This window comes from Neobacillus sp. KR4-4, from assembly GCF_042136325.1.
Lineage (GTDB): Bacteria > Bacillota > Bacilli > Bacillales > Cytobacillaceae > Neobacillus.
Genome location: NZ_JBHHJU010000003.1, coordinates 270976 through 286247 on the forward strand (window position 1 = coordinate 270976; position 15272 = coordinate 286247).

General features: G+C 39.1%; 12 protein-coding genes and 1 tRNA gene. 7 read left to right on the forward strand and 6 right to left on the reverse strand.

Features of this window, described 5'->3' with window-relative positions:
- Positions 1–192: 192 nt before the first annotated feature.
- Positions 193–2160 carry an acetate--CoA ligase gene (locus ACE198_RS04800; RefSeq protein ID WP_375374816.1) on the forward strand — a complete coding sequence of 656 codons (1968 nt, stop codon included), beginning with the start codon at positions 193–195 and terminating at the stop codon, positions 2158–2160.
- 49 nt (positions 2161–2209) lie between these two features.
- Here ACE198_RS04800 and ACE198_RS04805 read toward each other — a convergent pair whose 3' ends face one another.
- From ACE198_RS04805 to ACE198_RS04815, 3 genes are all read right to left on the reverse strand, one after another.
- Positions 2210–2908 carry a pirin family protein gene (locus ACE198_RS04805; protein WP_098571745.1) on the reverse strand — a complete coding sequence of 233 codons (699 nt, stop codon included), beginning with the start codon at positions 2906–2908 and terminating at the stop codon, positions 2210–2212.
- Between the two features lie 309 nt (positions 2909–3217).
- Positions 3218–3291, reverse strand: a tRNA-Arg gene (locus tag ACE198_RS04810).
- 62 nt (positions 3292–3353) lie between these two features.
- Positions 3354–4097 carry a YwaF family protein gene (locus ACE198_RS04815; protein ID WP_375374817.1) on the reverse strand — a complete coding sequence of 248 codons (744 nt, stop codon included), beginning with the start codon at positions 4095–4097 and terminating at the stop codon, positions 3354–3356.
- Positions 4098–4303: 206 nt separating this feature from the next.
- On the opposite strand from ACE198_RS04815, the gene mutS reads away from it, so the two are divergent.
- Positions 4304–6904 (forward strand): DNA mismatch repair protein MutS, encoded by a 2601-nt coding sequence (mutS, locus tag ACE198_RS04820; protein WP_375374818.1) that lies wholly within the window; start codon positions 4304–4306, stop codon positions 6902–6904.
- Between the two features lie 13 nt (positions 6905–6917).
- Positions 6918–8849: a DNA mismatch repair endonuclease MutL gene (gene mutL, locus ACE198_RS04825; RefSeq protein ID WP_375374819.1), complete on the forward strand. Its 1932-nt coding sequence runs from the start codon at positions 6918–6920 to the stop codon at positions 8847–8849.
- A 99-nt stretch (positions 8850–8948) separates the two neighbouring features.
- Here the strand turns inward: mutL and ACE198_RS04830 are convergent, their stop codons facing one another.
- Both ACE198_RS04830 and mreBH read right to left on the reverse strand, forming a co-directional pair.
- Complete coding sequence (locus ACE198_RS04830; RefSeq protein WP_098572228.1) at positions 8949–9170, reverse strand: hypothetical protein; 222 nt, start codon at positions 9168–9170, stop codon at positions 8949–8951.
- A gap of 302 nt (positions 9171–9472) precedes the next feature.
- Positions 9473–10480 carry a rod-share determining protein MreBH gene (gene mreBH / locus ACE198_RS04835; protein ID WP_375374820.1) on the reverse strand — a complete coding sequence of 336 codons (1008 nt, stop codon included), beginning with the start codon at positions 10478–10480 and terminating at the stop codon, positions 9473–9475.
- 307 nt (positions 10481–10787) lie between these two features.
- On the opposite strand from mreBH, the gene miaA reads away from it, so the two are divergent.
- From miaA to spoVK, 3 genes are all read left to right on the forward strand, one after another.
- Positions 10788–11744, forward strand: coding sequence for a tRNA (adenosine(37)-N6)-dimethylallyltransferase MiaA (gene miaA, locus ACE198_RS04840; RefSeq protein ID WP_098572270.1), 957 nt, complete (start codon positions 10788–10790; stop codon positions 11742–11744).
- A 26-nt stretch (positions 11745–11770) separates the two neighbouring features.
- Positions 11771–12001 carry an RNA chaperone Hfq gene (gene hfq, locus ACE198_RS04845; RefSeq protein WP_026566590.1) on the forward strand — a complete coding sequence of 77 codons (231 nt, stop codon included), beginning with the start codon at positions 11771–11773 and terminating at the stop codon, positions 11999–12001.
- A 204-nt stretch (positions 12002–12205) separates the two neighbouring features.
- On the forward strand, positions 12206–13153 hold the full coding sequence (spoVK, locus tag ACE198_RS04850; protein WP_375374821.1) for a stage V sporulation protein K: 948 nt from the start codon (positions 12206–12208) through the stop codon (positions 13151–13153).
- 55 nt (positions 13154–13208) lie between these two features.
- Here spoVK and ACE198_RS04855 read toward each other — a convergent pair whose 3' ends face one another.
- Positions 13209–13814, reverse strand: coding sequence for a trimeric intracellular cation channel family protein (locus ACE198_RS04855; RefSeq protein ID WP_098572231.1), 606 nt, complete (start codon positions 13812–13814; stop codon positions 13209–13211).
- A gap of 192 nt (positions 13815–14006) precedes the next feature.
- On the opposite strand from ACE198_RS04855, the gene hflX reads away from it, so the two are divergent.
- Positions 14007–15269: a GTPase HflX gene (gene hflX / locus ACE198_RS04860; protein ID WP_375374822.1), complete on the forward strand. Its 1263-nt coding sequence runs from the start codon at positions 14007–14009 to the stop codon at positions 15267–15269.
- Positions 15270–15272: the final 3 nt, after the last annotated feature.

Below are 15272 nucleotides of genomic sequence, written 5' to 3' on the forward strand. Positions count from 1 at the left end.
AAGGCAGAATTTTACAATATTGAAAATTCAGAATATTTATGTTAACCTTATTGATGTACATCAATGACAGGCTGCTATTTTAGCAGTAATTTTTGTATTACATAATAGTAAAGCGCTTTCATAGATTTAGCGCTGAACTAACCAACTAGTCGGTCACTATGGAATTTATATTTTCAATTTAGGGGGATTTATATGGATGTAAGCGGAATTTTAAAGGTAGTTGCAGAAAGTAAACTTGTATATCCAAGCGAAGAAAAACAATCTATCACCTCAATTGGAAGCAGTAAAGCTTTTCAAGAACTTCTTCAAAAATCCCAAAAAGATCCCGAAGCCTTTTGGAACGATGTGGCGAAAGAGCTATTCTGGTATGAGCCTTGGCAAAAAACAATAAGTGGAAGCCTTCCTGACTTTCGCTTTTTTGAAGGGGGCATCAGTAACCCTTGTGTTAACTTACTCGATCGTCATGTGGAAAATGGTGCTGGAAATCGCACCGCACTGATTTGGGAGGGAGAAAACGGGGACACTAAGTTTTTTACATATAATATGCTGTTAGCAGAAGTAAATCGCTTTTCGAGTGTCTTGCGTTCCTTTGGTGTGAAAAAAGGGGATTGTGTGGCGATTTTTCTTCCGAATTTGGCAGAGGCAATAATTGCCGTGCTCGCTTGCTTTCGGATTGGGGCAATTTACAATACAGTATTTTCAGGATACTCCGAAAAGTCATTGAAGGACCGTCTCATTAGCTTTGAGCCAAAGATTATCGTAACGACTGACGCTACGATAAGACGTGGAAACAAAGTTTGCTTAAAGGAAAAAGTGGACAGGGTAATACCAGATATTCCATCCATTGAAGCGGTAATCGTCGTTAATCGCCTTAATTCAGAAATCAATATGACAGAAGGACGGGATTTCTGGTGGGAGGAACTAACTAGAATGGCAAGTATCCATTGTGAACCTGAGAAGCTAGAGGCCAATGAATATGGAATTGTCTTCTATACAAGCGGTACAACAGGAAAACCAAAGGGAGTCGTTCATTCAGGAATGGCCTTTGTAATCCAAAATTACATTTATAGCAAATATCATATGGATCATCATGATGATGATGTTTTCTGGTGTACGGCTGATATTGGATGGTTAACGATGCATATTTGGGGAATTGCGGGCGCACTCGCAAATGGAGTGACCACTGTCGTATATGAAGGATCGATTGACTTTCCAACAAAGGACAGATTTTATCAGGTAATCGAGAAATACCGTGTTAATAAATTGTTTACCGCACCAACTGCTTTACGGATGTTAAAAAGTCTAGGGGAAAAAGTACGGAATCAATTTGACTTATCATGTCTGGATGTCGTTTCCCTAGTGGGTGAACCCTTTGATCCAGAATCATGGCAATGGACGTATGATGTATTAGGAAAGAAAAAAATATGTGTTAATAATACGTGGGGACAAACAGAAACAGCGGGCTGCCCAATTGCTGGTGCCTCATGGTTAACTCCAATGAAGCCGGGATCAGCCGGAATGCAATTTTTAGGTGCAGATATAGCTGTAGTGGATGAAAAGGGAAATCCAGTAAAACCGGGTACGTTAGGAAATTTAATCATAAGAAAACCATTCCCAATGCTTTGCCGCACACTCTGGAAGGAACCGGAGCGCTATATTTCCTCTTATTTTAGTCAGGTAGAAGGAAGCTATTTTGCAAGTGATTTGGCCCTAATTGATGAGGATGGCTATGTTTGGGTTGTTGGTCGTTCAGATGATGCATTCAACGTTGCCGGTCATCGTTTAAGTACAATGGAAATTGAAAGTGCAGTTCTTGAATGTGAAGGAGTTGCTGAAGCGGCCGTAATTGGTGTCCCAGATGAAATCAAGGGTGAGGTACCGCTTGTATTTGTCCGGGTAAATGATCTTTCTCTAGGGACTGATGATTTAAAAGAAAAGATTAATGAGCGTATTATACAGCTTATCGGAAAAATTGCTCTGCCAAAATCCATCATCTTCACAGAAACACTGCCGAAAACAGTTAGCGGAAAAATCATGCGCCGCTTATTAAAGGAAATTTTCGTGTCTGGAAAGGTTTCAGGTGATATTACAGGGCTTGAAGATCCAGCAACAGTGGCGCAAATTCAAATGATTATCAATGAAAGGTCGATAGTGAAATAAAACAAAAAGTCTGATGGAATTTCCATCAGACTTTTTATATATCAAACTACTATGCTTTTTTCATCTCTATTAGTAAGATATGAGAGTTTTTTTCTGCCTTAATTGTGATATCTTCTTCAACAATCTCCATTCCATCTCTATCAGAGAGTTCAATGCCATTAATGACAGAAGTACCTTCTATTTGAACTAAATAAGCCTGCCTGCCTTCTTTAACTGGAAAACTTATATCTTTTCCTTGCTGCAATTCCAAGGAATAGATGTTTGCATCTTGGTTAATCGTAATTTGAGCATCTCCGTCTCTTCCCGAAACCATGTGCAGCCAATTATTTTTCCTATCATCCCAATTGAATCTAAAATCACCATAGGATGGTGCATGGCCATTTTTGTCTGGTAAAATCCAAATTTGTAAAAACCTTGATGTATCTTTGCCTAAATTGTATTCGCTATGCAGTACACCCGTACCTGCACTCATATATTGAACTTGTCCGCGTGTTATTGTATTTTGGTTACCCATGCTGTCACCATGAGTCAACTCACCATTCACCACGTAGGAGATAATCTCCATATTTTTATGTGGATGCGTGCCAAAACCTGTTTGCGGATTAATTAAATCATCATTGATTACACGTAAAACCCCAAACTGAATATTGTCTGGATTATAATATTCTGCAAATGAAAAGTGAAATTTACTTCTTAACCAACCAAGATTACTAGAACCCATATCATTGCTGTTGATTTTTCTTAGCATATTTTTCTCCCCAATCTATTATAAAAAATGTATATACAGAAAACTTGCCTCTTTTGCGCTCTATTGATATTTGTGATTCTAAAATATAATTATCTCGAATCCGAGATAATTATATACATTATATTTCAATGTGTCAACATTAGTAGAGGGCAATAATAAATTAACTTCTTTTATATTAAAAGGAAATGTGGGTATTTCTCAATTTAAACGGAATTTTACTTTTTATTTTTCAAGCACAGTGAAATCAACATTCAGTTATAATAAATCCTAAAAAAAAAAGAAACCCTTGATAAATAAGGATTTCTTTGACGTCCCGAAGAGGATTCGAACCTCCGACCTACAGTTTAGGAAACTGTTGCTCTATCCTGCTGAGCTATCGAGACAAGTATTAGGAACGTTATTCATTATAATTTGTTAATGACAAAAGGTCAACAAAAAGTTGATATTATTGGAACGGTAGTTCTCTGGCCACTTCGGTTCCTTTCGAAGTCTTTTCACGGAATATCAACCAGACGATCAAACTGAGCCCAATTAGTAAACCTTCCAGCGATAAAATGTACCAAGGATAGGGTCCTAAAACATCTAATAAACTGGCACTGTCGGGTTTATGGCTTAAAAACATATAATTTCCGCCCACCAGCTTATTAATCAACATAATGATTGGCATAAGCACATTTAAAAAGATACATAATTTTAAGACGGACCAAATTGTCGGCCGGTAACCTTTTGCCCATGTAAAATAAAGCGGCACCCAGATTTCCATCAGATGTGTATAAAAGAAATGGAAAAACCGAAAATGTGGGAAGTCATAATTTAAAGCTGGAGTGAATAATGCCTGTGATGCGCCTAATAAAGCAGTAAATAATAATATCTCGTAGATAATTCTTTTCCTTGTCAGCAACAGAAGGACGGTTAATATTAAACTAATGCTGCATAACTCCAATGGAATAGCGTGACTAACATTCCAACTGCCATTTATAATCATCCAAAAATGATAGGTCAATTCCATGATGATGAGAGTGATAGCGATACCGATCTCGGTTCGCCGTCTTTGCCTAGCATTCAGTTGATCTCTATTAAGATAGATTATGCTGGAACCTAGGATTAAGATGGTGATAATTACAAAATGACTGGTTGAAAACATGTCAAAATCATAGTTTGTGAAACTGCGGCCAAACACCCCATCCATAACTCCACCACCTAATTCGGCTAATGTACCTTTACCTTTTCTAATTATATTCGATGGAATTGCTTTTACACCTCTTCAAAAATATAAAATAGTTCCATTTCACTCCGTTCTATAATTAGGATTTTTCTTCCTAAAGAAGTCTGTATGAAGTATGGTATAATAGTTTGTCGAAGAAAATCGAAAGTCTTTTTTTAGTGGAGGTCATTATGGCTGCATATACGCCGATGATACAACAATACTTAACCGTTAAGGCAGATTACCAAGATGCCTTTTTATTTTTTCGCTTAGGCGATTTTTATGAAATGTTTTTCGATGATGCCATTAAAGCATCACAAGAATTAGAAATAACTCTAACAAGCAGACAAGGTGGCACGGATGAACGGATTCCGATGTGCGGCGTTCCCTATCATTCTGCACCTAACTATATTGAACAGCTCATTTCAAAAGGCTTTAAAGTGGCGATTTGTGAGCAGGTTGAAGACCCGAAGCTGACCAAGGGTATGGTGAAAAGGGAAGTTGTCCAATTAATCACGCCTGGTACAGTGATGGAAGGGAAGGGGTTATCGGATAAAGAGAATAATTATATTGCCTCAATTACCCAATTTGATGATGAAACCTTTGGGTTTGCCTACAATGATATCTCAACAGGTGAAAGCCGAGTCACACTCCTATCGAAAAATTTTGATGAAGTCCTAAATGAGTTAGCAGTCTTAAGTGCGAAGGAAGTAGTTGTTGCGAGCAACTTTGATGGGGAATGGCAAAAGAAACTTCGGGAACGTGACGTCTTAGCGATTTCATTTGAAGATAATAGTTCAATAGATATGAATTTTTCTCATTTGCTAAAAGATTTGAATCAAGAAAAGCTAAAGCAAACAATGGCGCGGCTTTTTCATTATTTATACCGGTCGCAAAAAAGAAGTTTGGATCATCTACAGCCAGTCACCACCTACCAAATCCATCAATATATGAAAATTGATTACTATTCCAAACGTAATCTTGAATTAACAGAAACGATTCGTTCCAAAGGAAAAAAAGGTTCTTTATTATGGCTCTTAGATGAGACGATGACCGCAATGGGCGGAAGGATGTTAAAGCACTGGATCGACCGTCCATTAATCAGTCAAATTGAGATTGAATCGCGCCAATCAATTGTGGAAGTCCTAATATCACATTATTTTGAGCGTCAAGAACTACGTGAAAAACTAAAGGAAGTTTATGATTTAGAACGATTAGCTGGAAGAGTAGCCTTTGGGAATATCAATGCCCGTGATTTGGTCCAATTGAAGCGCTCGTTAATGCAGGTTCCATATTTACAACAAATTTTGCAAGGTATGAAGGATGAAAAAGTGAACCAAATCGCAGAGCTGCTTGATCCTTGTGAAGAAATTACGGATTTGTTGGAGCAGGCGATTGTTGAAAATCCACCGCTTTCCTTAAAAGAAGGGAATATGATTCGCGATGGGTACAATGCCCAGCTCGATCAATATCGTGATGCCAGCCGGAATGGAAAAACGTGGATTGCTCAGCTGGAACGGGAAGAACGCGAGAAGACCGGTATTAAATCACTAAAAGTTGGTTATAACCGTGTATTTGGTTATTATATTGAGATTACACGTGCAAACCTACATCTGTTAGAAGAAGGACAATACGAACGGAAACAAACATTATCCAATGCGGAACGGTTTATTACTCCGGATTTAAAAGAAAAAGAAGCATTAATTTTACAAGCAGAGGAAAAAAGCAGTGAACTGGAATATGAATTGTTTACGGAGATTCGCGAGATTGTAAAAGAACAGATTCCGCGTTTACAAGCATTAGCCAAAACGATAAGTGAACTGGATGTCCTGCAGTGCTTCGCTCAAGTAAGTGAAGACCGCCATTATGTCAAACCACAGTTTTCAATGGAGGGTCGTGTCGTTGTTAAAGAAGGCCGTCATCCCGTGGTAGAAAAGGTATTGAACGCCCAGGAATACGTCCCAAATGATTGCTTCATGGACAGCGACCGGGAAGTTTTATTGATTACAGGCCCGAACATGTCGGGGAAAAGTACCTATATGCGTCAAGTCGCTTTGGTTGCGATACTAGCGCAAATCGGCTGTTACGTCCCAGCCTCCGAAGCGGTCCTGCCCATTTTTGATCAAGTATTTACCCGGATTGGTGCAGCCGATGATTTAATTTCCGGACAAAGTACTTTTATGGTTGAGATGCTTGAAGCTAAAAATGCGATTTCAAATGCTACACAAAACAGCTTAATCTTATTTGACGAAATCGGGCGTGGTACTTCCACTTATGATGGGATGGCCCTTGCACAAGCAATCATTGAATACATTCATACCAATATTGGGGCAAAAACTCTTTTTTCCACCCATTATCATGAATTAACGGTTTTAGAGGAAGAACTATCTAAGCTGCAAAACATCCACGTTAGTGCAATTGAGCATAATGGAAAAGTCGTCTTTCTTCATAAAATAAAAGAAGGACCAGCCGACAAGAGTTACGGAATCCATGTCGCTCAGCTGGCAGGACTGCCTTCAGACTTAATAAGCCGTGCGAATGAAATATTAACTGCACTAGAGCAGTCTGATTCCCAGGAGGTCAAGCCGAAAACAGAAGTAGTGGAGGTAGTTCACGTAGAAGAACAGCCTGCTCAACTTTCTTTCTTTGATGAACCGAAAGATGTGAAGAAGCAAGAGTTATCTTCTAAAGAGAAGCGTGTGATTGATAAAATGAAGGAATTAGATATATTGGATTTAACACCACTTCAAGCAATAAATATGTTGTATGAGCTCCAAAAAAAGTTAAAGTAGGGGGTGAATCGGAATGGGGAAAATTATTCAATTAGATGATGCCTTATCGAATAAAATCGCAGCGGGAGAGGTAGTCGAGCGTCCTGCCTCCGTGGTAAAAGAGTTGGTTGAAAATTCAATTGACGCGGGCAGTACGGTGATTGAAATTGAAGTGGAAGAAGCCGGACTTGCCAAAATCCGCATTACCGACAATGGATATGGGATTGAGGAAGAGGATGTGTTACTCGCCTTTCAACGCCATGCCACCTCTAAAATAAAGAATGAAAATGACTTGTTCCGAATCAGGACCCTCGGATTCCGGGGAGAGGCTCTGCCAAGTGTCGCCTCTGTTTCACGGCTCGAGATGAAAACTTCTACGGGTGAAGGGGCAGGAAATCGGGTGGTTATCGAGGGCGGCAAAGTGGAAATATTTGAGAAAGCATCGAGCCGAAGAGGAACCGATATTACGATTACCGATTTATTTTTCAATACACCTGCCCGCTTGAAATATATGAAGACCATTCATACCGAGCTTGGAAATATAACGGACGTTGTGAATCGATTGGCCCTTTCCCATCCAGAAGTAGCCTTCCGCCTCATCCATAATGATAGGAAATTATTGCAAACCAATGGAAACGGAGATGTTCGCCAGGTCCTAGCATCGATTTATGGTTTGGGAATCGCCAAGCAGCTGGTTCCCATCTCCGGGACATCGCTTGATTATAACATCACTGGTTTTGCTTCCATGCCTGAGGTAACCAGAGCATCACGAAACTATATTTCAACGATGATTAATGGACGTTTTATCAAAAACTATCCATTAGCCAAGGCGATCCAAGAAGGCTACCATACCTTGCTTCCAATCGGCAGGTTCCCAATTGTTCTCCTGAACATTGAGATGGACCCTTTGCTTGTGGATGTCAATGTTCACCCTTCCAAGATGGAGGTCCGTATTAGTAAAGAAGCAGAGTTGAATGAACTTGTCACAACGATGATAAAAGAGGAGTTTAAATCGAAAATCCTCATCCCGACAGCCTATACAGCCGTGAAAAAAGAAGCGCCAAAGGAAGAACAAACTTCCTTGACCCTTGATGAAGGAACCATTACGCCCGTGGAGAGGAAAGAGTTGGAGTGGTTCCAGCCAGAAGCCACGGCAATCGTCCAAGAAAAACGTCCGTCGCTGGGTGATGGCCCAACAGAAACACCTATTTCCAAATGGCCGATTCAACCCGAAATCGAAGAGGAAGAAACAATGGTGCCTGACACCTGGTTCGAGACGAATCCATTTAGTGAGGCGCCGGCTAGGTCTGATTCATATGTAAGCACTACAGTTCAACCCAACCCTGATATAATCGAGACTAAGTGTGACACACCTTCAGGAAGTAGAGTCCCCCGGTTATATCCAATTGGGCAAATGCATGGGACCTATATTTTTGCCCAGAATGAAAATGGCTTATATATCATTGACCAGCACGCAGCCCAAGAGCGGTTAAAGTACGAGTATTTCCGGGAAAAGGTAGGTCAGGTCCAATCTGAGTTACAAGAAATGCTGGTACCCTTAACGTTTGAATATTCGACGGATGAATTTTTGAAAATAAATGAATACCAACACGAGCTCGAAAAAGTCGGAGTTTTTCTTGAGGAGTTCGGGATTAATAGCTATATTGTTCGTTCCCACCCGCAGTGGTTTCCAAAAGGGGAGGAAAAAGAAATCATTGAAGAGATGATTGAGCAGCTATTATTAATGAAAAAGGTAGATATAAAGAAACTGCGTGAAGAAGCGGCGATTATGATGAGTTGTAAGGCATCCATTAAAGCGAACCGCCATTTACGAAATGACGAGATCCAAGCACTCTTGGATGATCTACGTAAGGCCTCCGATCCATTTACGTGTCCGCATGGAAGACCGATCATTGTCCATTATTCGGTTTATGAAATGGAAAAAATGTTTAAACGGGTGATGTGATTTTCAATATGTAGAAAGCGAGCACAGAACCTATGAGAAGAGCAAAAAGCCTTACTCTTTATTGAGTAAGGCTTTTTGCTCTTCTTTAATTCCGTAGCATCAGCCAAGTTCTTGACGGCGTTTTTGTCTATTTCTCTGCAATTCTCCCTGTTTCCACGTATATTTTTGCATATACAACTTTAAAACATCATTAATTGTCTTTCCGCTTTTTTCTACTGCTTCCAAAAATCTGTCTCTAATATGTGGTGGAACGTCGATACTTACTTGAACCGTTTCGGTCAAATTCTTCTCCTTTAGTTCCTCTTTTCTTAGCTGCTGCATTAATCATGCCTCCCCTGTGCAATTAAAAAAAAAGAATAGTTTAAAAACAAAAAAAATTATAAATATTTATGATAAAATAATTTTAACAAGTGGAAGCGGATACAATGAAATAATATTTTTCGACAAATTTCGACATTTTTTCAGCATAAAGGTTTTCTGTATCAAAATATAAACCTCCATTGCTTATAAAAAATAAATGATGTACAAGAATAAAGAAAAAGCTGCAGAATGTTGTGTTCTGCAGCTCTTTCAACTTCTATCTATTTTAGTGTTAACTAGTTAGAATTTCTATCAGAAGCATCTTATATCACAGCAACTGGAAGCTTGTTCATGTACATCAGGGCTTTTCCAGTTCCAATTGCTACCGATTCTAGTGGGTTTGGTGCAAGTTGAACAGGAACGACAATCTCTTTGCTTAGCCATGCCTCCATACCATTTAATAAAGCTCCACCGCCGGTCAGAATAACACCACGGTCAACGATGTCTCCACTGAGTTCTGCTGGGCAATCTTCAAGGGTTGCACGGATTGCCTCTAAAATATGCAAAAGTGGTTCCTTAATTGCTAAACGAATTTCATAGGAAGATAGTTTAATTGTTTTTGGCAGCCCAGTTACAAGATCACGGCCGCGGATATCCATGAAAATTTCCTCGTGGTCAATGAGAGCATAACCAATTTCCATTTTGATGTTTTCTGCTGTTCTTTCCCCAATCAGGATATTATATTCTTTCCTGATATGTTGAATAATATCTTCATCGAGACGGTCACCACCGATTTTAATGGAATGGCAGGAAACGACACCGCCAAAGGATATTATGGCAACTTCGGTATTACCGCCGCCAATATCGACCACTACATTCGCTACAGGCTCATCGATTGGTAATCCTGCTCCAATTGCCGCTGCGACCGGTTCTTCAATTAAGCTGATTTTCTTTGCACCCGCTTGTTTTACCGCATCTTTGATCGCTCTTCTCTCAACACTTGTAGAACCAGACGGGATACTTACGACAACATTTGGTTTCCGAACGGCAAATCCAATCTTTTTGGATGCCTTACGCATGATGTGTTTTAGCAATTCAGTCGTTACATCATAATCAGCTATAACTCCATCTTTCATAGGACGAATGGCAATGATTTTTTCAGGGGTCTTGCCAATCATTTCCTTAGCTTCTTGTCCAATAGCTACTACATTTTTGGTGACCGTATCGATTGCCACCACCGCCGGTTCATTTATCGCAATTCCTTTATTTTTACTATACACAAGTATATTTGCAGTTCCTAAATCAATTCCAATATCAAAAGTTGATAACATCTTTTTTCACCTTATTCCATTATTTTTGGTTACTAGATATGCTACGGGTAGTCTATCATAAAGTTGGGGGTAGTAAGCGGTTTGTAAATGAACCGTTATCCTTTTGTAAAGTTACAAGAAAATTATTCCTTTTTGGTAATGAAAATGAAAAATTATGATTCATGTGGATTAGGAGCATAGAAAAGAACTTTTATGTATATAATAGTTTGATGTTCAACTGCTTTTTAAATTTATGTTACGATGAAGGGGTGAAAGTGGAATCGAAAGTGTGCTTTCACTGAAAATGGGATAAGGCAGTGTGAAAATATTGGATTTAAAACAAAAGTTATTAGTAATCATCGGACCAACTGCTGTCGGAAAAACAAAGTTAAGTATCGAAATGGCTAAACGCTATAATGGAGAGATTATCAGCGGGGACTCGATGCAGATCTATCGTGGCATGGATATTGGTACAGCAAAAATTAAACCAGAAGAAATGGAAGGAATTCCACACCATCTAATTGATATTAAGGAGCCAACTGAAAATTTTTCGGTTGCCGAATTTCAACACCTTGTTCGGGCTAAGATTGATGAGATTGTTCAAAAAGGCAAGCTGCCTATCATTGCTGGTGGAACAGGGTTATATATACAGTCTGTCATTTATGATTATCAATTTTCCGATGTGCCCGGTGATGAGACATATCGTCTTATGCTGGAGGAAAGAGTAAAGGAAATCGGTAATGAAGCTCTGTATAAAGAATTAATGGAGGTGGATCCTGAAAGTGCTTCACAAATCCACCCGAATAATATAAGAAGAGTCATTCGTGCTCTTGAAATTTTCCATCTGACAGGAAAGACAATGCAAGAGTTTCAAAGTACGCAGCAACCAGACCTTTTGTACGATACTGCGATTATTGGGTTAACAATGGAACGAGAGAAACTTTATGAGCGGATCAACTACCGAGTGGATATTATGGTTGAGGAAGGGCTCATAGAAGAAGTAAAACGTCTATATCAACAGGGTTTACGTGATTGCCAATCCATCCAAGCGATAGGCTACAAAGAGATTTTTACATACTTTGATGGTAAAATGTCGTTAGAAGAAGCAATAGCCAATTTAAAGCAAAATTCGAGAAGATACGCGAAAAGACAATTGACATGGTTTCGGAACAAGATGGATGTTGTTTGGTTTGATATGACCGATGTGGAGAATATATCAAAAAAAATAAAGGAAATTTCACATTGTGTTGAAGGAAAGCTTAAAGTAAAATCGAATACATATTAGTAGAGATAAAAGAGGAGGAAATACAAATGAAAACAACAATTAATATTCAGGACCAATATTTAAACCAGTGCCGCAAAGATAACATACATGTGACCGTCTTTTTATTAAACGGATTCCAATTAAGAGGCCAAATTAAAGGCTTTGATAATTTTACAGTCCTTTTTGAATCAGAAGGTAAGCAGCAATTAGTATATAAGCATGCCATCTCAACCTTTGCACCGCAAAGAAACGTTCATCTTGAATTGGATAACCAATAAGTTTTTAAGAGCCCATCTTAAGGGCTTTTTTTTTATTTTTGTGAAAACTTTTTTAATGAAATTCACCGTGTATGAATACATATTAGTTGAAGGACTATGCATTTCTCCTAAGTATATTTGAGGTCGGAATTTAGAGGATAAATTCTGAGTGGCCATAAAAAAGCATCCTTTGTAATCTGTTGGCGAAAATGAGAGGTGAAAGCTTTGGACCAACCCATTCGAATGAAAAGTAACGGCCAAATAAGTGTTGTCCTCAACTCACAAAAGGGAAAAACCATTTCAAAAGAGTTACCTGAATTTCAAGTGGTTCCGAAGGATATTCCGCCTGAACACACGGCTCTTAAAGAAATTGAAGACGAGCTTGGGGCATTGGTTGGGATGGAAGAAATGAAAAAGATGATTAAGGAAATTTATGCTTGGATTTATGTAAATAAAAAACGTGAAGAAATGGGTTTGAAAGCAAGAAAACAAGCCCTTCATATGATGTTTAAAGGAAATCCAGGTACAGGAAAAACGACAGTAGCAAGACTAATTGGCAAGCTTTTTCAAAAAATGAGTGTATTAACAAAAGGTCATTTAATTGAGGCTGAGCGTGCTGACCTTGTTGGCGAGTATATTGGCCACACCGCACAAAAGACTAGAGATTTAATCAAGAAGGCCCAAGGGGGAATCTTGTTTATTGATGAGGCGTACTCATTGGGCCGAGGTGGTGAAAAGGATTTTGGCAAAGAGGCTATTGATACCCTAGTAAAGCATATGGAGGATAAACAGCATGAATTTATTCTGATTCTTGCCGGATATTCTCGGGAAATGGATCATTTCTTAACGCTTAATCCTGGGCTGCATTCGCGCTTTCCGATAGTGGTAGATTTTCCTGATTATAATATCGAACAATTAATGGAAATTTCTGCAAGAATGCTAATTGAAAGAGAATACGCATTCAGTCATGAAGCGGAAAAAAAGCTTAAAGAACATTTAATATGGGTGAAAGCAGTATTAAGCCCAAATAGTTTTTCAAACGGTAGGTATGTTCGAAATATTATTGAAAAATCAATCCGTGCTCAGGCGATGAGGCTGCTTATGTTAAATAGCTATGACCGTCATGAATTAATGACACTTAGAAGTAATGATCTTGTGTTTGAAGAAGATTAACCACAAAAAAACGACAGATTCTTGATAATCTGTCGTTTCTATTTGGAAAAGAATCTTAATTTGCTTCGAGCTTACGAATGGGCAATTTCCAATTAAAGGTATAAGAAAGTACTCGTAACACAGTTACAATAACAAATAAGGAATATAACTCCAATGGCTGTTCAGCAATACCCAGCCCGAGAAATAAGCCTGTCAAAATGGCCCAGAGCGCATAAATTTCTGCTCTTAGTACAATAGGCTTTCTTCCGGCTAATAAATCACGAATGATTCCGCCGCCAATTCCAGTTAAGACCGAGGCAACGATTACAGCACTAAGAGGGAGGTCCATTTTTACAGCGTAAATGCCACCTTGAATGGCAAAAGCAGAGAGGCCGATCGCATCAAATAAGTTCCCCCATTTTTGCCAGTGTTTGAGAAGATTGCTTGGAAATAAAAACACAGCAGTAATTGATAACAAGGCAATTTGAAAAAATAATCCTTGGTCCCAAAGTGCAGATACCGGTACGCCAATTAATAAATTTCGAATTGCTCCGCCTCCGAAAGCAGTAACGATTCCTAAAATATAAACCCCGAAAATATCATATTCTTCCTCCATCGCCACAATTGCTCCACTGACAGCGAAGGCTATGGTTCCAATCATACTTAAAACATCCCATGTCATTTTTGCTATCCCCTTGATGTCTATTTTATTTTTACACTATTAATATAGTAAATATGTAACAGGTTTCAAACATTAAAATTTTATCATGTTGTAGAAAAAATACAATAAGTTTTTGGGGAATTGGAGAAAATAGAGATTATATATATTTTTTGTTATGATGAAAGCTAGATGTTTAGAAAGGAAGGTTGCCTTTTGGAACAGAAAGAAACGAAAGAGAAAGTAATCCTAGTTGGCTGCCAAACCAGCGGGGACGATGACTTACGTTTTCACTATTCAATGGAGGAGTTAGAGGCATTAACTGAAACCGCTCAGGGGGAAGTGTTGGTATCTGTCGTTCAAAAACGAGAGCGCCGTCATCCAGCGACATACATAGGTAAAGGGAAAGTCGAAGAACTAAATGCACTCGTAGAGGAACTTGAGCCTGATATCGTCATTTTTAATGATGAACTCTCGCCAAGTCAAAAGAGAAATCTTGCTACAGAATTAAATGCCCGGGTGATTGACCGCACCCAGCTGATCTTAGATATCTTTGCACAGCGAGCGAGGTCCAAAGAAGGAAAACTGCAAGTGGAACTTGCTCAATTGCAATACATACTACCGCGGCTTGCCGGTCAGGGGACCGCTTTATCTCGTCTTGGTGCCGGAATTGGGACTAGAGGACCTGGTGAAACGAAATTAGAATCGGACCGTCGTCACATCCGGCGCCGAATCGATGATATCAAAAGTCAGCTTTCTGTCATCGTTCAGCACAGGGATCGATACCGAGAAAGAAGGAAGAAAAATAAAGCCTTTCAAGTGGCTATTGTTGGATATACTAATGCTGGTAAATCAACCTTGTTTAACCGTTTATCCGAAGCCGAGTCTTATGAGGAAAATCAATTGTTTGCCACCCTTGATCCAATGACACGAAAACTGATCCTGCCCAGTGGTTTCTTTGCTTTGATTACGGATACAGTTGGCTTCATTCAAGATTTACCGACAACGCTTATTGCTGCCTTCCGGTCCACCCTCGAGGAAGTAAAGGAAGCAGATTTGCTGCTTCATGTAGTGGATATGTCCAACCCGGATTATTTCCATCATGAAAAAACAGTAAAAAAGCTGTTAGATGATTTGGAAGTGAAAGATATCCCGCAAATAACGGTATATAATAAGAGGGATATTCAGCATGCTGATTTTGTCCCAACTGCGGATACACCAACAGCATTTATCAGTGCTTTTGACGAGAATGACCGCCATTCTTTAAAAGAAAAAATAGAGCAAGTTGTGATGGAATTGATGGTTCCTTATGAGGTAGCCGTTCCTTCTACGGAGGGAAAACTGCTTTCTCAATTAAAAAATGAGACCATCTTAAGAGGACTTTCTTTTGATGAAGATAGTCAGTTATATCACTGTAAGGGATTTTCGCTGCAAGATCATCAAATTACAGGCCAATTACAGAATTATAAAAGTAGATAGGAG

Coding starts and splice junctions, on each gene's coding strand:
- ACE198_RS04800 (WP_375374816.1), top strand. CDS start 193: ATGGATGTAAGCGGAATTTTAAAGGTAGTTGCAGAAAGTAAACTTGTA.
- ACE198_RS04805 (WP_098571745.1), bottom strand. CDS start 2,908: ATGCTAAGAAAAATCAACAGCAATGATATGGGTTCTAGTAATCTTGGT.
- ACE198_RS04815 (WP_375374817.1), bottom strand. CDS start 4,097: ATGGATGGGGTGTTTGGCCGCAGTTTCACAAACTATGATTTTGACATG.
- mutS (WP_375374818.1), top strand. CDS start 4,304: ATGGCTGCATATACGCCGATGATACAACAATACTTAACCGTTAAGGCA.
- mutL (WP_375374819.1), top strand. CDS start 6,918: ATGGGGAAAATTATTCAATTAGATGATGCCTTATCGAATAAAATCGCA.
- ACE198_RS04830 (WP_098572228.1), bottom strand. CDS start 9,170: ATGCAGCAGCTAAGAAAAGAGGAACTAAAGGAGAAGAATTTGACCGAA.
- mreBH (WP_375374820.1), bottom strand. CDS start 10,480: ATGTTATCAACTTTTGATATTGGAATTGATTTAGGAACTGCAAATATA.
- hfq (WP_026566590.1), top strand. CDS start 11,771: ATGAAAACAACAATTAATATTCAGGACCAATATTTAAACCAGTGCCGC.
- ACE198_RS04855 (WP_098572231.1), bottom strand. CDS start 13,814: ATGACATGGGATGTTTTAAGTATGATTGGAACCATAGCCTTCGCTGTC.